19 protein-coding genes are annotated in these 21,160 nt (G+C 33.4%); 8 read left to right on the forward strand and 11 right to left on the reverse strand.

Going from position 1 to position 21,160, the window contains the following annotated elements:
* Positions 1 to 51 precede the first annotated feature (51 nt).
* Together P6733_RS00310 and P6733_RS00315 are read left to right on the forward strand one after the other, a co-directional pair.
* A complete protein-coding gene (locus P6733_RS00310; protein ID WP_306349579.1) occupies positions 52 to 714 on the forward strand; it encodes an aspartate kinase in 663 nt (220 codons plus the stop codon).
* 90 nt (positions 715 to 804) lie between these two features.
* Complete coding sequence (locus P6733_RS00315; protein ID WP_306349580.1) at positions 805 to 2,994, forward strand: M12 family metallo-peptidase; 2,190 nt, start codon at positions 805 to 807, stop codon at positions 2,992 to 2,994.
* 125 nt (positions 2,995 to 3,119) lie between these two features.
* Here P6733_RS00315 and mfd read toward each other — a convergent pair whose 3' ends face one another.
* Positions 3,120 to 6,464: a transcription-repair coupling factor gene (gene mfd, locus P6733_RS00320; protein WP_372339291.1), complete on the reverse strand. Its 3,345-nt coding sequence runs from the start codon at positions 6,462 to 6,464 to the stop codon at positions 3,120 to 3,122.
* Positions 6,465 to 6,582: 118 nt separating this feature from the next.
* A complete protein-coding gene (locus P6733_RS00325; RefSeq protein ID WP_306349582.1) occupies positions 6,583 to 7,212 on the reverse strand; it encodes a hypothetical protein in 630 nt (209 codons plus the stop codon).
* 241 nt (positions 7,213 to 7,453) lie between these two features.
* On the opposite strand from P6733_RS00325, the gene P6733_RS00330 reads away from it, so the two are divergent.
* Positions 7,454 to 8,407 carry an L-threonine 3-dehydrogenase gene (locus P6733_RS00330; RefSeq protein WP_306349583.1) on the forward strand — a complete coding sequence of 318 codons (954 nt, stop codon included), beginning with the start codon at positions 7,454 to 7,456 and terminating at the stop codon, positions 8,405 to 8,407.
* A 112-nt stretch (positions 8,408 to 8,519) separates the two neighbouring features.
* On the opposite strand, the gene P6733_RS00335 is transcribed toward P6733_RS00330, so the two are convergent.
* The 6 genes from P6733_RS00335 to P6733_RS18035 form a co-directional block, all read right to left on the reverse strand.
* Positions 8,520 to 9,038, reverse strand: a complete 519-nt coding sequence (locus P6733_RS00335) for a nuclear transport factor 2 family protein (protein ID WP_306349584.1) — start codon at positions 9,036 to 9,038, stop codon at positions 8,520 to 8,522.
* Between the two features lie 50 nt (positions 9,039 to 9,088).
* Positions 9,089 to 11,299, reverse strand: a complete 2,211-nt coding sequence (locus P6733_RS00340; protein ID WP_306349585.1) for a multicopper oxidase domain-containing protein — start codon at positions 11,297 to 11,299, stop codon at positions 9,089 to 9,091.
* Positions 11,300 to 11,406: 107 nt separating this feature from the next.
* Positions 11,407 to 12,129: a heavy-metal-associated domain-containing protein gene (locus P6733_RS00345; protein ID WP_306349586.1), complete on the reverse strand. Its 723-nt coding sequence runs from the start codon at positions 12,127 to 12,129 to the stop codon at positions 11,407 to 11,409.
* Positions 12,130 to 12,209: 80 nt separating this feature from the next.
* Positions 12,210 to 12,770, reverse strand: a complete 561-nt coding sequence (locus P6733_RS00350; protein WP_306349587.1) for a helix-turn-helix domain-containing protein — start codon at positions 12,768 to 12,770, stop codon at positions 12,210 to 12,212.
* Between the two features lie 5 nt (positions 12,771 to 12,775).
* The gene (locus tag P6733_RS00355; RefSeq protein ID WP_306349588.1) at positions 12,776 to 13,612 is read right to left on the reverse strand and encodes a DUF3347 domain-containing protein; all 837 of its coding nucleotides are present in this window, start codon (positions 13,610 to 13,612) and stop codon (positions 12,776 to 12,778) included.
* Positions 13,613 to 13,763: 151 nt separating this feature from the next.
* Positions 13,764 to 14,150, reverse strand: a complete 387-nt coding sequence (locus tag P6733_RS18035; RefSeq protein WP_412730146.1) for an HYC_CC_PP family protein — start codon at positions 14,148 to 14,150, stop codon at positions 13,764 to 13,766.
* A gap of 375 nt (positions 14,151 to 14,525) precedes the next feature.
* On the opposite strand from P6733_RS18035, the gene P6733_RS00365 reads away from it, so the two are divergent.
* From P6733_RS00365 to P6733_RS00385, 5 genes are all read left to right on the forward strand, one after another.
* Positions 14,526 to 15,422 carry an AraC family transcriptional regulator gene (locus tag P6733_RS00365; RefSeq protein ID WP_306349590.1) on the forward strand — a complete coding sequence of 299 codons (897 nt, stop codon included), beginning with the start codon at positions 14,526 to 14,528 and terminating at the stop codon, positions 15,420 to 15,422.
* Positions 15,423 to 15,462: 40 nt separating this feature from the next.
* Positions 15,463 to 16,302: a siderophore-interacting protein gene (locus P6733_RS00370; RefSeq protein WP_306349591.1), complete on the forward strand. Its 840-nt coding sequence runs from the start codon at positions 15,463 to 15,465 to the stop codon at positions 16,300 to 16,302.
* Positions 16,303 to 16,426: 124 nt separating this feature from the next.
* Positions 16,427 to 17,161, forward strand: a complete 735-nt coding sequence (locus tag P6733_RS00375; RefSeq protein ID WP_306349592.1) for a hypothetical protein — start codon at positions 16,427 to 16,429, stop codon at positions 17,159 to 17,161.
* 11 nt (positions 17,162 to 17,172) lie between these two features.
* Entirely contained in the window at positions 17,173 to 17,937 is a 765-nt protein-coding gene (locus P6733_RS00380; protein ID WP_306349593.1) for a hypothetical protein, read from the forward strand.
* A gap of 44 nt (positions 17,938 to 17,981) precedes the next feature.
* Positions 17,982 to 18,689: a hypothetical protein gene (locus P6733_RS00385; protein ID WP_306349594.1), complete on the forward strand. Its 708-nt coding sequence runs from the start codon at positions 17,982 to 17,984 to the stop codon at positions 18,687 to 18,689.
* Positions 18,690 to 18,809: 120 nt separating this feature from the next.
* Here the strand turns inward: P6733_RS00385 and hmpA are convergent, their stop codons facing one another.
* The 3 genes from hmpA to P6733_RS00400 form a co-directional block, all read right to left on the reverse strand.
* The gene (hmpA, locus tag P6733_RS00390; protein ID WP_306349595.1) at positions 18,810 to 20,018 is read right to left on the reverse strand and encodes an NO-inducible flavohemoprotein; all 1,209 of its coding nucleotides are present in this window, start codon (positions 20,016 to 20,018) and stop codon (positions 18,810 to 18,812) included.
* A gap of 65 nt (positions 20,019 to 20,083) precedes the next feature.
* Positions 20,084 to 20,371, reverse strand: coding sequence for a hypothetical protein (locus P6733_RS00395; protein WP_306349596.1), 288 nt, complete (start codon positions 20,369 to 20,371; stop codon positions 20,084 to 20,086).
* A 146-nt stretch (positions 20,372 to 20,517) separates the two neighbouring features.
* Complete coding sequence (locus P6733_RS00400) at positions 20,518 to 21,114, reverse strand: Crp/Fnr family transcriptional regulator (RefSeq protein ID WP_306349597.1); 597 nt, start codon at positions 21,112 to 21,114, stop codon at positions 20,518 to 20,520.
* Between the last annotated feature and the right edge of the window lie 46 nt (positions 21,115 to 21,160).

Here is a 21,160-nt window from a genome sequence, read left to right on the forward strand (position 1 = left end):
GTTTTTATGTTATATTGCGAAGCATTTTAGAACTTTTTAAAATAATTATTTATGAAAACAATCTCCTCAGTTGTTGAAAACTATATTAAAACAAAGCCCTTTTTGTTAAGTGCGCTATCACAAGGAATCATCAATTTGACTTCTTTAGCACGTAATATGATTGAAGAATTGGAGCAAGATTTAGGAAAAGACGTGAAGCAGGGAGCTATTGTGATGGCACTTAAAAGACTATCGGAAGATTTGGATTTTAGAGTCAATCATAAAATTTTGAAAGTGTTGAAAAATATTGGTGAAATTACAGTAAGATCTTCATTATCAGATTATACATTTGCAGTTTCCGAAACAATTTTAAATAGACAAGCAGAGTTAATATCGGAGATTAATACATATTCCGATATTTTTTATACTTCCTCTCGAGGAGTAAATGAAACGAATGTCGTAGTAAGTGGTTCTGTAAATCATTTGGTAGATAAACATTTTGCAAATGAAAAGCTTATCCAGAAATTGGATAATTTAGCCTCAATTACAGTGAAACTACCAAAAGAGAACGTTTCTGTACCAGGAATTTATTATTTTATTTTCCAACGTCTGGCCTGGGAAGGAATTATTATAAATGAAGTAATCTCAACCTCCAATGAATTTACCATTCTAGTGAGTGAAGAAGAAGTAGATATCGCTTTTAAAGTGATTAAAGATATGAAAACCTTAAAATAACCCTTAAAACCAAATACCAACCCGTTTATGTGTTCCAGAAAAACCGATATGAGGAGCATATAACACACTTAACAAACAACCAACCAACCCATGAAAAGAATTACATTATTGCTGCTGCTATTCAGCTGCTTTAGTTTTGTTGCACAAAACAAAGTACCAGAGAGAATAGCCGAATTACACGCCCAGAAGGCGGTATTCAAAAAGTTTTCCGTATTGGAATCCAGCGGAAATAGACCCGATCAGAAAATAGATAAAGTAGTGAGTGATGCTACTTTTGCTAGAATAAAGACGGAGACAGTAAATGAAATTGTTAAAAATAAATATGAAACTATTGAGGTAGAAATCCCATACAACGGGAAAACTGTTTTAGTAGAATTGTATAAAGTAAACTTGTTTGCAGAAGGATTCCATGTGGATACCGACAAAGCAAACGCAATAGAATATACTGCAGGTGTATACTATAGAGGAGTTGTTAAAGGAGATGGCAAATCGGTTGCTACTATGAACTTCTTTAATAATGAATTAAATGGTGTAATCTCAAATGAATCGCTCAGTAATTTAGTAGTAGGTAAGCTGGACAAAAAAAATAATGTTACAGATTATATTATTTACTCTGATGCAAATTTAAAAGTAGGAAACGATTTTATTTGTACAACTAGTGATGAAGCAACTCCAGAGCCAACGGAACCACAACAGTTTGGCAAAGATGCATTAAGCACAAAATGTGTGACAATGTATATTGAAATGGATAATGATCTTTATGTTGCGAATGGAAGCGACACACAAACAACAAATAACTGGATGACATCGGTATTTAATAATGTACAAACATTATATAATAATGATGGAATTACAGTGGCTTTAAAATCTGTTTTTATTTGGACCACACCCGATCCGTATGATGGAACATCAACATCAGCTTACTTGGCACAATTTCATGAAGTAAGACCTGTTTTTGATGGAGATGTTGGACAATTAATTGGAATAGATCCTGTAGGTGGAGGAGTAGCTGTTGGAATTAACGGATTGTGTACTGTAAATAACTTTAGTTATTCGGATGTGTTTTTTAGCTATAGTTCAGTTCCTACTTTTTCATGGACAGTTCAGGTGATTACACATGAATTTGGACATTTATTAGGGTCAAGACATACTCATGCTTGTGCTTGGAATGGGAATAATACGCCAATTGATAACTGTGCGCCAGTAGCAATCGGATCGAGTGCAGAAGGATACTCTTGTTTGGTTTCGCCACCAATTATACCTACTGCAAGCGTAAAAGGAACCATCATGAGTTATTGCCACTTAATCAATGGGGTAGGAATCAGTTTTAATAACGGATTTGGACCACAGCCTGCGGCAGCGATATTAAATGCAGTAAATAGCAGAGCTTGTTTAAGTACAGATTGTATTAATACATGTATCAATACGGTTTCTGGAATTACTACTACCGATGTATCTCCTACAGAAGTAGTGATCAATTGGACCGATTTAGGAAGTACAACTTCTTGGCAGATTTCCGTTCAGCCGTATTCAAGTACTGCAGCGCCAGTTTGGAATACCGTGAATGTGAACAATTACACTGCGTCTGGATTGAATTCAAATAGCTATTATAAAGTAAGAATTCGACCAGTTTGTAGCACTACAACGGTATTGAATAGAGAGTTTATATTTGCAACTGGTGGAGATTATTGTGGAGGATTAGTAATTACAGATACTGGAGGAAGTAATGGAAATTATGGTAATCTGGAAACGTATGTACGTACGATCAAACCAAATGTACCAGGTCAAAAAATAAAACTAACGTTCACAAGTTTCGGATTAGAGAATGAATACGATTACTTGTATATTTATAACGGATCTGACACTTCTTTCCCTGAAGTATTAGCTGGAGGATATACGGGTAATGCAATTTTGGGAGTGATAGAATCTACTGCTCCAGATGGTTCATTAACCTTGAAGTTTGTTTCAGATCAGTTAGAAACAGGTTCAGGATTTGAAGCAACCGTTTCTTGTGCAGCAGTATTAGGAGTGGATAGTTTTGATCAGTTTACAGATTTCTCTTATTATCCAAATCCAACGAATGGTATTGTAACGATTACATCAAAAGATATTATTACAGATGTTGCCGTGTATAACCCACAAGGAAGATTGTTGTATAAAAACAAAGCAAATGCACTGGATACAAAAGTAGATTTATCTTCTTTTGCAACTGGGACTTACTTCTTCAAGTTGAAATTGAATGATAAAGAAGTAAACTTTAAAGTGCTTAAAAACAACTAACAATTTATTTTATAAGTACTATTCTCTTAAGGGTTGAGAATAGTATTCATAATAGAATTATAATAAAAAAAACGGTTTCAATCCATTGGGTTGAAACCGTTTTCATTTATGATAAAAGAGGGGAATTATTGAAGCATAAGTTCCATTAATTCTAAGGCTCTCTTGATAGATCGTACATTCTCAAAAGTAAGAAGTAAACGCAAACCGTTTTTAGTTTCCTTTTCCTTCATTTTACAAAGGTTACCTTGTTTCTGTACAAATTGTAATACGCGGTGAAATTGATTCGATTGGTAATAGTCCGACTGCTGATTTGATACAAAATAGCCAACCATTTTACCTTGTTTTAAGACCAATTTCTCAATACCCATTTGGGTTGCAATCCATTTAATACGGATGCTGTTTAACAAAGCAATAGCTTGTTTTGGTAATGGACCAAAACGGTCAATTAATTTGTTCTCATAAGCAATTAAAGAAACTTCATCTTTAATAATACTTAGCTCATTGTATAAGTTCAAACGTTCTGAAACATTATTGATATAATTATCAGGGAATAGAATTTCAAAATCAGAATCAATCTGAATATCTTTTACATATTCTTTTACTTTGGTAGGTTCATCTTCATATAGATCTTTGAACTCATTTTCTTTCAGTTCATCAATCGCTTCATTCATGATCTTTTGATAAGTGTCAAAACCAATTTCATTAATGAAACCACTTTGTTCCCCACCTAATAAATCTCCAGCACCACGAATTTCCAAGTCTTTCATTGCAATATTGAAGCCACTTCCTAAATCACTAAATTGTTCTAAAGCCTGAATTCGTTTACGGGCATCTTCAGTCATTACACTGTAAGGTGGAGTAATGAAATAACAAAAGGCTTTTTTATTACTTCGACCCACACGACCACGCATTTGATGTAAATCGGAGAGGCCAAAATAATTTGCGTTGTTAATGAAAATAGTATTGGCATTCGGAACGTCAAGTCCACTTTCAATAATGGTGGTAGCGACTAAAACATCAAATTCACCACTCATAAAAGCGAGCATCAGTTCCTCTAGTTTTTTCCCATCCATTTGACCGTGTCCAACCCCTACTTTTGCACCTGGAACCAATCGCTGAATCATTCCAGCAACTTCTTTGATATTCTCTATGCGATTATTAATGAAGAAAACTTGACCTCCACGTTGAATCTCATAGGAAATAGCATCGCGAATTACTTCTTCATTGAAACCAACAACATGTGTTTCAATAGGGTAACGATTAGGAGGAGGTGTGGTAATAACCGATAAATCACGTGCCGCCATTAATGAAAACTGTAATGTTCTCGGGATAGGCGTTGCCGTTAAAGTTAAGGTGTCAACATTTTGAGCAATCGTTTTTAGTTTGTCCTTAACGTTTACACCAAATTTTTGCTCCTCATCAACAATCAATAAACCAAGGTTTTTGAATACCACATTTTTATTAACCAATTGATGAGTACCAATAATAATATCTAATTTACCCTCTGCGAGTTCTTTTAATGTTTCTGCCTTTTGTTTCGCACTACGGAAACGGTTGAGGTATCCAATAGTGACAGGCATATCTTTTAAACGTTCTGTGAACGTTTTATGATGCTGAAAAGCTAATATAGTTGTCGGTACTAAAATAGCAACCTGTTTACCATTATCAACGGCTTTAAAAGCAGCACGTATAGCCACCTCAGTTTTTCCAAAACCAACATCACCACAAACTAATCGATCCATTGGTCTGTCGCTTTCCATATCGGCCTTGACCTCCTGTGTGGATTTTATCTGATCAGGTGTGTCTTCATAAATAAAAGAAGATTCCAGTTCATATTGCAAATAACTATCAGGTGCATATTGGAATCCTTTTTCCAAACGACGTTTTGCGTACAGCTGAATTAAATTGAAAGCAATATGTTTAACACGGGCTTTGGTTTTTTGTTTTAAAACCTTCCATGCATTCGAGCCTAATTTATATATTTTCGGAGGAGCACCATCTTTGCCATTGTATTTGGATATTTTATGCAAAGAGTGAATACTAACGTATACAATGTCATTATCTGCATAAACTAATTTAATAGCTTCCTGTGTTTTATCTTCAACCTGAATTTTTTGTAATCCACCAAATTTACCAATACCATGATCAATGTGCGTCACATAATCACCAACGGATAAAGTAGTTAATTCTTTCAGTGTTATAGTCTGCTTTTTCGAATACCCATTCTTGATACTAAACTTGTGGTAACGTTCAAAAATTTGATGATCGGTATAGCAGGCAATTTGATTTTCTTCATCAATAAAACCTTGGTATAAAGGGAATACAATTGTTTTATAGTGTTCGGTTATATTCTCCTCGGTTTCTTCATCAAGTGTTTCAAATATATCATGAAAACGTTTAGCCTGTTGGTCATTAGAACAAAACAAATAATTTTGAATCGCATTCAGGCGATTTTCCTTTAAATTGTTTAGTAATAAATCAAACTGCTTATTGAAAGAAGGTTGAGGTTGTATGAAAAATTCAAATGTTTTCTGTGTTCTAAAGGTCGGCTTCGTACTTAATTCAACGATGGTAAAATCGAGCGCTTTTTTAATGAATGAAGTTTGGTTTAAGAATAATTCTTCAGGAGAAGAATGTTTAATTTCCTTTGATAATTTACCAAAAGCGTCATTTGCTTTTTGAAAAAGCTTATCCAGTTGCCCCAGTAATAAATCTGTATTACTAATGAAAATCGTTGTTTTTTCGTTGATGTAATCTAAGAAACTTTCTCTGTTTTCTTGTAGAAATTTATTCTCAACGTTAGGAATAATCGTGATTTTCTTTTGACGATCTAAAGACAATTGTGTTTCTACATCAAAAGTTCGGATAGAGTCAATATCATCCCCAAAAAATTCAATACGATACGGATTGTCATTTGAGAATGAAAATACATCAATAATTCCTCCACGTACAGAAAATTCACCCGGCTCTGAAACGAAATCGACTCTTTTAAATTGATATTCAAAAAGAACTTCATTAATAAAATCAATGGATATTTTATCACCAATGGCTACTTTCAGCGTATTTTTGTCCAGTTCTTTTCGCGTTACAACTTTCTCAAAAAGCGCCTCGGGATAGGTAACAATAATCGCTGGTTTTTTTCTTGAATTGATACGATTTAATACTTCAGCACGAAGTAAAACATTAGCATTGTCTGTTTCATCAATTTGATACGGACGACGGTATGATCCAGGATAAAATAATACATCCTGATCATTAATCATTTGCTCTAAATCATTCAAATAATAAGCAGCCTCCTCATTATCCTGAAGAATCAGTAAAAAAGGATTTTCTGTTTTGTTAAAAAGCGACTTTATAACAAAGGAAAGAGAAGAACCAACTAAGCCTTTTAGATTGATTTTTTGTTCCCGTTGTTGTAAAATTTCAGCAATTTGATTGACCTTAGGAGATTGATCGTATTTGTTAAAAATGACTTTCTTACTCAATGTTTTACAATTTTGAGGCAAAGATAACTTTTTAAGGATTAAACAAAAAGCCTTCACCAAGTGTTAATACAATCCAACCAATAAAAAATGTTAGTGCAAAATATTATTTCTCAACAGCGTGTCCTGAAGGTAAATTTTGAACAGGCGCTGGTTTTACACCTTCGGGTAATTTTTGCTTTAAAGTGTCCAATGATTGTAGCATTGCGGCTTCACCTTCTTCAAGCTGAGTGTTTTTTCTACGAACAATTTCTTCCATTTGATCTTGAATTGATTGTATTTCCAAGTTAATCTCACCAATGGTAGTAACTACTTTTTGGTCGGGAATATTGTTCAATAGAATATAAGTTTCCAATACTTTAACTTTAGTAATCATCGCCATGATACGGCTTTTTACTTGTGGCTTGTCAAAAATGGGAGGGATATTATTGGTTAATGCTGTAGCTTTAAGTGCGAGTGTTTTTGTTTTTTGCTGAAAAGCACCAATCGTACTTTTAGGTTTCTGTTGTAATTCCGTTTGGAATAAACGCCATTCGCTCCATCCATCAATAGCTGCTTGTGTTTGTGGACTAAAAGGAGTATTGTTGAACTTCCAACTTTTATTAATAGCATTAAAAGTAGAATCCTTTTTCTGCATTGCTTTTAGATTTTCTGCTTCACGTTGCTTGGAATCATTGCGACATGACCCAAGGATTAAACTGAATAGCAAAGTGATATAAAGGATGTAGGACTTCATTTTAATGTTTTTAAAGCGACAAAGTTACAAATGTATAATGATTTATACATTCAAGATGAATATTATTAATTAATGTTAGAATAGCGCAACTTGTAGTGATATGAGATAGTCTGTTGCGGATAATTTATTTTTTAGATCTAAAAATCAGTATCTCATTAATAAGATTGAATAAAGCTGTGTTAAAGTAACAAATTTTCAATTGTGAAAAGTTATATTTGTGCACTTAAAATGTTATCAAATTATGAGTACTACGATTTTGATTATTGGAGCTTGTGGACAAATTGGGACAGAGCTTACTATGAAATTGCGAACAATATATGGTTCGGATTCTGTAATTGCATCGGATATTAGAGAAGGTGGAGAAGCGATGATGTCTTCGGGGCCCTTTGAAATTCTGAATGCAATGGATTTTGAACAAGTTGAGAAAGTAGTCGAAAAACATAATGTTGATGAGGTTTACTTAATGGCTGCGATGCTTTCTGCAACAGCAGAGAAAAATCCTGCATTAGCATGGGATTTGAACATGAATTCTTTATTTCATGTTTTGAATTTAGCAAAAGCCCAAAAAATTAAAAAAGTATTCTGGCCTTCTAGTATTGCTGTTTTTGGACCAACCACTCCAAAAGTTGATACGCCTCAATATACTGTAATGGAACCATCAACGGTATATGGGATTAGTAAACAAACAGGAGAAAGATGGTGCGAATATTACCATAATATTTATGGAGTAGATGTAAGAAGTATCCGTTATCCAGGTTTAATCAGTTGGTCAACACCACCGGGTGGAGGGACTACAGATTATGCGGTAGATATTTATCACAAAGCACTTCAAGAAGGTAAGTACGAATGTTTCCTTTCAGAAGAAACTCGTCTTCCGATGATGTATATGGATGATGCTATTAGAGCAACGATCTCTATTATGCAAGCACCAGCAGAAAAAGTGAAAATTAGATCAGCCTATAATTTAGCTGCGATGAGTTTCACACCAAAAGAAATTACGGAAGCGATTCAAGTGCATAAACCAGAATTTACAATCAGTTATGCGCCAGATTTCAGACAGAAAATTGCCGATAGCTGGCCTCAAAGTATTGATGACACAGCGGCAAGAAAAGACTGGGGATGGAAACATGATTTCGATTTAGCTTTAATGACTACAGATATGTTGGAACACTTATCAGATGAAGTAATCCGATAAGAAAATCAACTTGATATAAAATACAAACGCCACTGCAAATATTGTAGTGGCGTTTGTGCATGATGATAGAAAACAATTATTGATATAAAACGGTAATTGTCCTTCAATCGTATTATTTTTTAGACTTTATTTTTTGAATTAAAGCATCATCGGTATCCTTCTTCAAGTTGATTGCTTCATTTATTTTGTCATTCGGCATTGTCATCGAAAGTACATAATGTGCAATTTTCCACTTGCCATCGTCTTTTATTAAAACACCTGATCCACGGCATATTTTCATCTGTGTATCCAATAGTTCATCAAACCAAGCTATTTTTCCGTTTTCACCAATGTAAATTGTTCGTTCTAAGGGCGTGAAATTCCAAGCAGTTCCTTTATCAAAATAAGGTTTTGCAAAAGCCTTAAAGGCCTCTTTTTGACAGTTTTCGGTTGCATCAGTTCCGATATAAACACCATCGTTGGTCATGTAGCCCATGTATTCGTCAAATTTAGCTTCGGCAGCAGCTCTATGCCATTGATCAATGGTTTTACCAATATAGTTTTTTTCATCGTCCATTTTTTCTTTATCCACTTCTTTAAGACAAGAAACTGAAGTAAAAGCAACAAGAACAAATAGTATTGTTTTTTTCATTGTTTAAAAATTTAGTTGGACTAAAGTAAGAAAAAATTACAATAATGTAATTAATACGTAACTACAAGTCCACCACCCAATCCCATATCACTGTCATAATGAGTTGATAAGGAAATGTATTTGGTCATGATGTAGCGTGTACCGATACTGTATTCTAAATCACTATTCCAAGAGCCCCATAAACGAAGACGGGAAGTAACAGGAATATCATCACGTTTAAATTGAAGTCGCATTCTACCTTCGTGATCGACTCTTACATCGGCTGCAACTAACCAAGGAAGGGTGTAGAGTACTCCAACACAAAATACAGCTCGTTGATCTTTCGTATTACCCTGACCAAAAAGATTTTTCTCTACTTCCCCATGAGATTTCCGATATCTAAAATCCCAACCAACGTAGGTAGCAAAATATTGATTGCGATCCCAATAACGGCCAATATGAGCTTCCGTTTCATATCCTTTTTCTTTATCCAATCCTAATCTCCATTCGGCAGCAAAAAAATTGCGAGTGTTTTCCAAACGGATTTCTCCATCACTACCATTACTTTCCAATCCTACTTCAGCAGAAAAATAATATCTTTTATCATCACGATAGACTACTTTCAAAGCTTCTTTTGGATTTGGAATCTGTGGATTAGGAGGAGAATCTTCATAGGTAAATATTCTACCCATGCCCGACATCATATGATATAAAATATGACAATGAAAAAACCAATCGCCATATTCTTCGGAAGCATGGAACTCAATTGTATCGGTCTCCATCGGCATGATATCCAATACATTTTTTAAAGGAGAATATTCACCTTGACTATTCAAAACTCTAAAAAAATGACCGTGTAAATGCATCGGGTGGCGCATCATCGAATTATTGGTAATCACAATTCGGATGTTTTCCCCTTTTTTAATCATGATTTTGTCTGTTTCAGAAACGGTTTTATCGTCGATTGTCCATACATATCGATTCATATTTCCTGTAAGTTCAAAATGCAGGGTACGCACAGGCCCATCGGGTAGAGTTGTTTTTACAGGAGATCGGAGCATATCATAATTGAGGGTGATTATGGCCGGAGTTTCCTTCGGGTCTTCCATAGTCATCGTATTCATATCATGCATGCTGTGATCCATTCCTTTTTGTTTTTTATCTTCTTCCCCAGATATTTCAGGATACATCACTGTATTCATATCCATTTTTTGTAGGCTCATATTCATTCCCATGTCTTTCATTGAACCACCTACGGTCATCATATCATTCATCATCTTCATGCCTTCAAAGTATTTTAATTTAGGCAGAGGAGTATCTAATTGTTTGATACCATCACCCAACCATATAGAAGCTTTACCTGTTCGGTCTTCGGAAGTTGCTACAAATTCATAGGAGGTACCATCATCAGGAATCGTCACAATAACATCATAGGTTTCGGATGCACCAACAATTAATCGGTCTACAGTAACAGGTTCGACATCCATTCCATCATTTGCCACAACATTTATTTTTCCACCAGCATAGGTTAACCAAAAATAAGTAGAGGCACTACCGTTTACAATGCGCAAGCGTACTTGGTCACCACCTTTGAGTTGTGGAACTTGATCTTCTTCTTTTCCGTTGGCAAGGAATTTTTCATAATATACATCACTTACATCCATGGCATTCATACGCTTCCATTCGTTGGTCAGTTTTGTTTTGAAATGTCCTTTTTTGATTGCTTCTGCATAATTTTGTGTAGCGCCTTTTTTGATTGCATACCAGTCAGAAGCTTTATGTAGAGAGCGTTCAATTTCCATTGGATTTTCATCAGACCAATCACTTAAAAGAATAGTATGTTCTGGAATTTTTGCAGCTTCTTTTTTGTGAATAATAAAAGCGCCATACATACCAGACTGTTCTTGTAGCATAGTATGTGAATGATACCAATAAGTTCCGTTTTGTTTAATAGGAAATTTGTAAGTATGTGTAGACATTCCCTCAATTGGAGCAGTAGTTAGGTAGGGAACTCCATCTTGTTCATTGGGTAAAATTAAACCATGCCAGTGAATAGAAGTTTCATGGTGCATTTTATTATGTACATGAATTATGGCAGTATCTCCTTCCGTGAAATATAAAGTTGGGGCGGGAATAGAGCCATTAATAGCAATTCCTTTTACACTCTTTCCAGAGTAATTAACAACCGTATCATTTACATACAAGTTGTATTCTACTGTCTTTTGCGCCCAGCTTACTAAGGAACATACGATAAGCAATACTGAAGTAAAAAGTAATTTCATAGTATATTATTTATAGTGTTGGAATATGGCAATAGAATACCCAATCATAAAGTTAAAAGATAAAAATATGATTAGGTATTATTTGTAGTGTTTTGTTTGTTAGTGTTTTATAACAACATAAAAATCATAGCAGCGCTCATGATAATCATTAAAGCATCTTCAATAATAGTGACTGTACTCATGGGTAAATTGAATACTGCACCAAGACAAGCACATTGAATTTTCTTTTTGTTCATTACACTTTGTAATACCCCGACAATACTAACAGACATAACAATAAAGGTTACGATGTTGGTATATAAAGGTTCAAATCCCGTTAAGAAAGCAAGACCTAATGCTAATTCTACTATTGCATAGAGGTAACCCCAAGATTTAAACTGCTTGGCAACAATATCATACATGGCATAACTTTCTGCAAAACCAGAAAGATTAAGTAGTTTGAAGAATGAAAATACCAAGAAAAATCCAGCCATGAAATGTTGCATCCATTGCATAAAATCAAAATGATGCCCCGTAAACTGTACTAACAATGTAATTCCAGTGATGTACGTGAAAATCAAAATAATGGGTTTATAGGTCGCGAACCAACTTTTTGTTTGTTCGGCTACTTCATTGTGTTGTATTGCGCTAATATGATATTTACTTTCAGAACCACCTAAAGCTTCTTGCAAGGCAGAGATTCCCACATGTTTATCCATTGTTATGGTTGCTGTATTTTCGTCTTTAGAAACAGCAACGTCAGTGATATTTTGGACGTTGAACAGCATGGTTTTAACCTTAGCCTCACAACTTGTACATGTCATTCCTGTCAATTGATAGGTATGTGTCATAATAATATAGGTTTAGAGTACAAAATTAGACATTCTATTGCCGAATGTTGTTGTACAATTATGGGTCTATTTTGTATAGTTTATAAATTCTCTAATGAGTTCCGTTTTACTGTTGTTGACTGTTTGAACAATGTAGGAGTCAGACCAGTAACTTTTTTAAACTGTTTACTCAAATGAGAAGTACTACTATAATTGAGTTGAAAAGCAATTTCATTTAAATTTAATTCATCATAAATTAAAAGCTCTTTTACCCGTTCAATTTTTTGGAGTATAAAATACTGTTCAATCGTAGTACCTTCTTGCTGCGAAAATAATTTACTAAGAGTGCTGTAATCTTGTCCTATTTGTTCTGTGATATAGGCAGACAGATTGTGAATCAAATGATTGTTGTTGGTATGAACCAATTCAATAATAAGATTTTTTATTTTTTCAGTCAGACGACTCTTTTTATCATCGATTAATTCAAAACCATAGGATTGTAGTCCAATTTCAACTTCTTTCAGTTGTTCCTTGTCCAGTTCTTCAGCCAGAGTTACATCACCAAGTTCCACTGCTAAAGGGTGAAGTCCGAATTTTTCTAATTCAGACTTCACCACCATTTTACAGCGGTTGCAAACCATATTTTTTATATATAATTTCAAAATGATTATTTAAGAGTTTCAACAGTATTTCCACAAGTTAGCATTGCCGAGCCATAATAAGGATTTTTAATTGCTTCCTCTTTGCTCAACCAATTTGATCCTTTGTTAAACATAGGACAATATTGGTAATATACTGTGGTGTCTGTTTTGAACACTTTTGTAGCCTCATAAATATTTTTTGATAAAGACGCGAAAGAAATTCTCTGACGAGCAATATCAGTTGTAGCGGTGATGTTTTTGGTGTCTGTTTTTAAATCTGCAATGATTTTCATCCAAGCCGTATGCTGGTTAGCTTCCATTTTATCCATGGGAGCAGCATTTATTGCTTTTAATAATTCTGTTGCAGCAACAGCAGCTGTTTTACCATCATTTTTTACTAAAGCATCTTTTAAGGAAAAATAAGAGGCATATACTGTTTTTAATATAGAACTATTCTGTGTTGTTTCCATGGAATTCATGGCAGTATGTCCTTCGTGTTTATTTTCAATAACCGCTGTTTTTTTAGGACGATCATATTGGCAACAGCCCGGTAAATTATTATACGCTTTTTCAGGTGCTAAAAAAGCATCACTATCATAACCAGCATAAGCAACTTTTTTTAGGATAGCATTTTGATTGGTCTTTGTGCTATCGTAAGTCAAAGCAAGCATTTTAGTGTCAACATTCCATTCTGCCTTCACAACACCACTTTCATTTGCGGCTTTTTCAATGGTTTTTTTACACATCTCACAATTCCCGTATACTTTAAGAGATTCGGATTTTACATTTTTTATTTGTGCTTCGCACCCTGTTAACGATAGTAAAAGAATTACTACCGAAATATATTTAGATAAGTTTTTCATGTTGAACAGATTTTGATTAAAATTAAAGTTATTTTCTTGTTTTTTGGCATTTTTGCGAATACAAAAACGATAGCCATTAGAAAGCAATGACTAAATAGCATAAAACGAAAAAAATATAAATACTTGATTTATATTAAATTAATAAAGGGAATCAAATTCTAAGAACTCTATTCATCAAATAGAGAGGAGGTGTGTAAAGCTCTATTGGTTCAAATTTATCCAGTGGTGTAGAATGTGTAAACACAATTGGAATTGAAAAAGTAAAAGAGTTATTCTTTTTAAGGGCAGTAGCCGGTTTACTAAATTTTGCCGAAAACTCTTCAGTTTGTTGTTGATTATCTCTTAGTTTGAAACAAATTTCAGTGTTATCACAACAACTTTTTTTAGACGAATTATGCGTACAGGCACATTTGCCGGGAGTAGAAAACTCGCCTACTATAGAAGAAAACGTATCACCACAAAGAGGCTCAGATACCGTAAAACCAATGGCCGGAATCATGTATAAAAACACCAAAAATGTGATGAATAATTTTTTCATTACAGAGATAAAGGGCAAAGCTATTTAAAAAAGAGAATAAAGAGGTTAAAAATTATCATAAATAAATGGTATAAAATTTTTAACTTGGAGGACGATTGTTAAAGTCTTAAACAAAAATGTTAAAAATCATAAAACGTGAAATGTCCACCTTATAGAGCGATTTGTAGGACAAAAGGGCGTAAATATTGATTTACTTTGTTAGATTAATTATAAATAACAAGAAGTCGCTACTTAATAGCGCAATAATTTTTTCGTCAAACTAACGATATTGAGGGTCATCTTTGTTCGTCACAGCTATTTTTAAAGCAATAGGGGAATTGCTAATAATTTGATTACAAAGGGAATCCGGTCAATACATAAAAGTAATTAATATTTATGGATAAACCCAATGATATACCCGTGCGCAAAATTAGTGAATCGATTGCCGGTATTCGAGTTGAAAGATTTACTTCTGAGCAGTTAAATAGATCTGCTCATAAAATTTCACAGCCTCATCGTCATGACCATTATACCTGTATCCTGTTAGAAAGTGGTACAGTAGAATTGTTAGTAGACTTTAAGTTGATTCTTTTGAGTCAGAATGTATTGCTTTTTTCAAGTCCTGGTCAGGTTCATCAATTCATCACTTCTACTAAAAGTAGTGGTTGGATGCTATCATTTGATAATAAATTAGTCGATGATGTTGCTCGAATGACTTTGGAGCAATCTTTATCGGAAATTATTTTATTACCCTTAGAGGAAGAAGATTCAGATTGGTATTCCCGATTACTGGAATTACTAGATCAAACTTTTAATGAAGAAAAAGCTAGTGTTTTTAGAAATCCAGTAATTAATTCTTTATTGCAAACTTTTGTTTATCAAACCGCATCAATTTACTTATCAAAAGAAAAAGTAAGTACTGGTGACCATTCTGCGCGAAGTATTGATATTACAAAAAATTTCAAATCGATGGTGCGTAAAAATTTTAGGTTTATGAAAAAACCGTTAGAGTTTGCTGCCAAGATGCATTTGTCGGGAAGCTATTTAAATGATACCGTTAAATCAGTGACAGGATTTTCATTATCGCATTACATTCAGCAGGAAGTTGTTCGAGAAGCACAACGACTATTATATTATTCAGAACTGAGTATCAAAGAAATTGCCATTGACTTAGGGTATGAAGACTATAAATATTTTAACCGTTTATTTAGTAAAGTAACCGGATATTCACCGGGCGTTTTTCGTAAAAATTACGCAAATATGAACGCTTGGAAAGAAGTTAATTCATTTTAAAAAAAGAATTACAATAAAATCATAATTAAAATAAAAGTGTATGAGCAATAAAAAAGACATTGCCACAGTCACATTAAAGGTAAAAGAGAAAAAAAACATAACACCCAATTTTATACGAATAATATTAACGGGAGAAGCAGAAGATATTGAGGTTTATAAAGACTCTCCGATTGGAGTTAATAATAAAATATACGTTCCACCAGTAGGCGCTACATCGATTGAATTCCCAGAGTTTGATTTTGAAAACGGCAAATGGATATTACCACCGAAAGAAGTGTGTCCTGCGATTCGAACCTACACCCATCGTGGAATCGACTTAGAGAAAAAGGAACTGATTATAGATTTTGCAGCACATGGTGAAGAAGGACCCGCTTCGACTTGGGCTATTAATGCAAAACCAGGAGACCTTTTAGGAGTATCAATGCATACGCTTCCCAAAGAATTATATCCTGAAGCAGATTGGTATTTATTGGTAGGTGATGCTACGGCTATTCCAGTATTAGCGGTTATTTTAGAGACATTACCCAAAACAGCTAAAGGTGTTGCGATTATTGAAGTACATGGCAAAGAAGATGAACAAGAATTGTTTACAAAAGCGGATATAGAATTTCATTGGATTCATAATCCAAACCCACAGAAAGGAAGTAATCTAGCTGAAATTACCCGTAGAGTCAAGATTCCTGCAAAAGAAACTACTTCACGTTTTGGTTATGTAGCAGCGGAGTTTTCTACAATAAAAGGCATACGCCATTACTTGCGTAAAGAATTAGAATGGACCAAAGAGGAATTGTATGCTTATTCTTATTGGAAAGCAGGAGTTTCAGAAGATGGTTCTGTTGCAGATCGACATAATGAGCGAGAAGATTTTGATAAAAATTAGTTTTATTTCGATCTTTAAAAAATAAAAAAAGCCTCTATACAAGAGGCTTTTTTTAGTATATTGAATTCATGTTTTAATGAAATAACTTTTAAAGATGATAAAGAATATAGTAATAACTTGTTTAATGATTTTAATTTCGAATGTATTGCTTGCACAAAGTAAGGATACCATTGAATTTAAAGTCGATATGAAAATGAATTACGACCGAGCAAAAAAAAATGCTCTAGAACGCTATGAATATACGGTAGAAAAATATGATTCTGTAGCTGCACAATTTTCAAAAAAAGATGTAATATTTGTCCTGTCCAAATATAAATTTGAACAATTTGAATTGACAACTATTCCTGTTTTCGAATTAGATAGAACAAGTCGGATAAATAAAAAAGTGAATATTTTACAGTATTTGAAGAATCGGATTAATGATGAACATGTTTTTTATCGTCTATATATTGATGGTAAGGTTGTTATGGATGACTTCTTGGTAACGAGAGACTATAGCCGAATTGATTTAATTAATTACGCCTTATTAGGCTTTGATTTTAATGATCCCAATAATGCTGTATCTTCTATGGATTACTTAACTAAATTAGGATTAGAAAGAAATAAATTTGTATTTCATATTAAAGGGTTTCTTTCCTTATTCATTGTCGAGAAAGGAATTGTATATGCTATTACAAATGCTACTGAGGATGGGGAGTATGACTTGACAGAAATAAATGAGTATATGGGGTGTGAAGTTGGAAAGAGAAATTTAAATATAATTTTAAAGAGTGAATGTCTATTCTGTAGTTTGAGAAAAGGAGTTAAAAGAAGAGATTATTTTAAAGGATCATATTACTTTAAGGTAGAAAAAGAATAAATTTTTTATGTATGAAGATAAAAAAAACAATAATAGTTTGTCTAATGATTTTAAGTTCGAGTTTATTGTTTTGTCAAACAAAAGATACGGTAGGATTTAGAATCGATATGAAGAGGTTACATACTATTGCAGAAGAAAATGCAAAGGATCGACATAAATTTACAGTTGAAAAACAGGATTTCATCACAAAAAATTTTACTATTAATTCCAATTTTGTTCTATCACGATATAAATATAATGAATTGGAATTGACGGTTATTCCTAGCCTAGAATTAATTGAAACAGCAGTGATAAATGATAAAATAAACATTCTGCATTATTTTAAATTGAAAGAAAATGTAGATAATTTATCGTATAATCTGTATGTTGAGGGTAAAATAGTAATGGATGCTGTTGTTGAAGAATATAGTGGAAAAGCTCAGGATTTGGCATTTTATGTATTAATCGGGGATAATTTTGATAATCCTGTTAGGCTTGGGAATGATATGGGATATATGATGAAATTAGGCTTGGAAAGAAATCATTTTACATTTTATATTAAAGGGTTATCTCCTCTTTTTATTGTTGAAAATGGGATTGTATATGCTATAACTAACCCCACAAATGAAGGGGGATATGATAAAATGGAAATCAATAAATATATGGGTACCATGGTGGGTGAGAATAATTTGAAAAGGATCTTAATGAGTGAATGTTTATTTTGTAGTTTAAAAAAAGTAACTAAAAAGAATAAGTATTATAAAAAGCCATACTATTTTAAAGTAGAAAAAGAATAAGGTTCAAGTCAAGGTAAACAATATACCGTTAAAATTATTTTTAGATGAAAAAAATTATAGTATTTATTATAGGTTCACTTTTTTGCATTAGTTCGAGCTCAATTAATTGCTTGAATAGAGATAAGTTTGTATTGCCACTGTTTGAAAAGGAAATTAAATATGATGCTAGGCTAGTTAGACTAGATACCATTAATTCTGACTATAGAATTAATTGGTCAGGAGGAGACACACCAGATTTGTTTAAATTGTATTTCAGAGAATTTAGTAATGAAAGAAAAGTAAAACCAATCGATAAGATTCATTTTATAAAAGAAAATTTATTAGATCGAGATAGTTTAACATATGATTATATTTATGGTAGGAAGGGAGTAAAAGGATATAATCTTTATTTATATTCTAGAGAAGTGAGAGAAATGGATTCGAAAACAAAATCACCAAATTATATTCGTGGATTTTTATTATTTGAAAATAATAATAAAATTAAATACAGTATGGCTGTTTACGTAGAAAATAAAATTTATGTTGGGTATAAATTAGACACCTATATTTTTGATAATTATGTTGTTGTGGTAAAAATAGAAGGACAATGTTATGATGTTGCAATTGATTCGATTGAAATAATAGAAAAAGGATATGATTATTGCAAGGATCTTTATAGTTATGGCGTTTTGAAAATTAATTCTGATGGAAGTTTTAAAACATTAAGTGAAGCCGAAGCCGAGGTGATGATAAGGAAAAAATTCAGAAGATAATATTATTTTCCGGTATAGAATATTTTGAAATCGTATTAAAATTTCACCATATATTTAGATTAAGAATAACATCCCTATTACTATTAAAGAAGGTAATAGGGATGATTTGTTTTATGAATTTTAATTCAACTGTATTGCTTGTGGGCCAAATTCCTCATAGAAGATATTCTTGGTATTGACATTCAGATCTACAAGAGAAGTATATTGAGCTTTAATGAATGGAGCAGGACCACAGATGTAATAATGTGCATCATCGAGCAAAATGGCCTCTTTACAAAGTTCCAAATTCACGCGTCCTGATATAACGCCATCTTCTGGATTTACAGAATTTACATCTTCATAGAAAATATAAGTATCAAGCCATTGTGCCTCTTCATTCAGTGAGTTAATTTCATTTTTGAAAGCATGTACAGATTGATTACGACAACCATGTATCCAAACCAATTTGTTATTCTGAATTTGTTCTTTATTCGTTTCAAGCATACTCATCATAGGAGTAAAACCAACACCACCACTAATTAGTACAAGAGGCGTTTTATGATCTTCTGGTAAATGAAACACACCTGCTGGAGCTGAAATAGTGATTATATCTCCTTCAGATTTTGCATGCAATGCATTCGAAACCATACCCGATGGACTAGAAGGATTACCCACTTCTTTTTTTACAGATATTCTGTAATATTCCGGATGAAAAGCATTCGACAAGCTATATTGACGAGGTTGAAGTAGATTCAATTCGGGAACAAACACTTGTACACTGATGAATTGACCGGCGAAGAAAGAAGCAATTTCTTTTCCATCCTCAGGATACAAATAAAATGACTTTATTTCATCCGATTCTTCTACGATTCTTTTGACGATAAATTTGCGCCATCCATTCCATCCACCACGTTTGATTTTATTCTCCTCATACATGCCTTTCTCCAAATTAATCATGATGTCAGCCAATTGATTATATGCAATGGTCCAAGCCTCTAATATTTCCGGAGTTGCACCGTCGCCAATGACTTCTTTGATAGAAGCAATTAAATGCATTCCTACGATTTGATATTGTTCAGGTTGAATATTTAAACTGGTATGTTTACTGCCGATTCCTTTGAGTACATCGATTAAAACACCAGGATTATCAATATGTTCGGCATAAGCCAAAACAGCCATTGCTAAAGCAGCTTTTTGTCTTCCATTTGCCTGATTTCCCATATTGAAAATTTCTTTCAATTCTGGATTATGCAAAAACATGCGTTTGTAGAAGTGATCCGTTAAGGCTTCACCGCCGGTTCGTAAAATAGGGATTGTGGCTTTGATTAAGTCTTTTTGTACTGAATTCATTGTTCTGTTTTTAAATTAATGAATAATTAAAGGATGTACAGATACTGTACAACGTTGGGTGTTTTTTATAAGGCGATAATATTGACTGCGATAAGAATAGCGCTTACAACAACACTTGCAATAAGAATGTTGAATAATAGCTTAGGAGGTTGTTGAGCCAATACGGCACCATTGAATCCCATGGTAAGAATGATGATAAAAAAAAGTTGAATCATCTGACTTGGACTTGTTCCATTCATCAAAACCAACATAGCAGCAATAGATCCCAAACAACTTTGACCTAATATGCCTAAGGTTGTAAAACCTAAGAATCCTCGTTTATAATCGTTTAGATATTTGTGATAATAGTTCATGATACAATGCTTTAGAATTTATACCTACAAAATTAATGGAGCATAGCACTAGTATTTTATGACCTCAATCATAAGAAGCAAAAAAGAGCAGTTTTATCTGCAAAAAAGAGAAAAATAAAAGAATGAAAAGTGAAAAAAAGAAGTTGTTATCGGAATACTTTTCGATTTTCGATGAATAATAAACCTTTCTTTTCCAATGATTTAATAGAGCGAATAACGGTTTCAACACGCAGTCCGCTTAAATCGGCAATTTGCTGACGTGTGAGTACCACTTGATACTTCTCGTTCGGTTTCATTTTATGAATCGTTTCCTTGAAATAATCAATGAGTTTCAGGATTCGATGTTCAGGTTCTTGAGAGGAAATTTCGGAGGCCATAACCGATTTGTAATACAAACGTTGAGCAAGATTGATCGTCATTTGCATGTGCGCATCGGGATGGGAAAACAGCAATTTAAAAAAAGAATCTTTTGCAATGCGGTATACTTCCGAATCTACTAGAGCAATGGCATTAGCCGGATAGGTTTTGTTAATAAATAGTGGTGGTTCGCCAAAACAAGTACCAGGGCCAAAAATACTTTGGATGAATTCTTTACCCAGATCATTAAAATTATTCATTTTGATTTCTCCGGAATGTACTTGGAAAAAATATTTTGCGGTGTCACCTTCATTGAAAATGAGATCACCTTTTTTTAAAGGGATTAATTCGGCTCCAAATTGCAACAATACATTTTCGTTAATCATGGTTTTGGCTTGATAAAGCTAAATTACGCTTAATAATTAACATTTT

This window comes from Flavobacterium aerium, assembly GCF_030766725.1.
GTDB lineage: Bacteria > Bacteroidota > Bacteroidia > Flavobacteriales > Flavobacteriaceae > Flavobacterium > Flavobacterium aerium.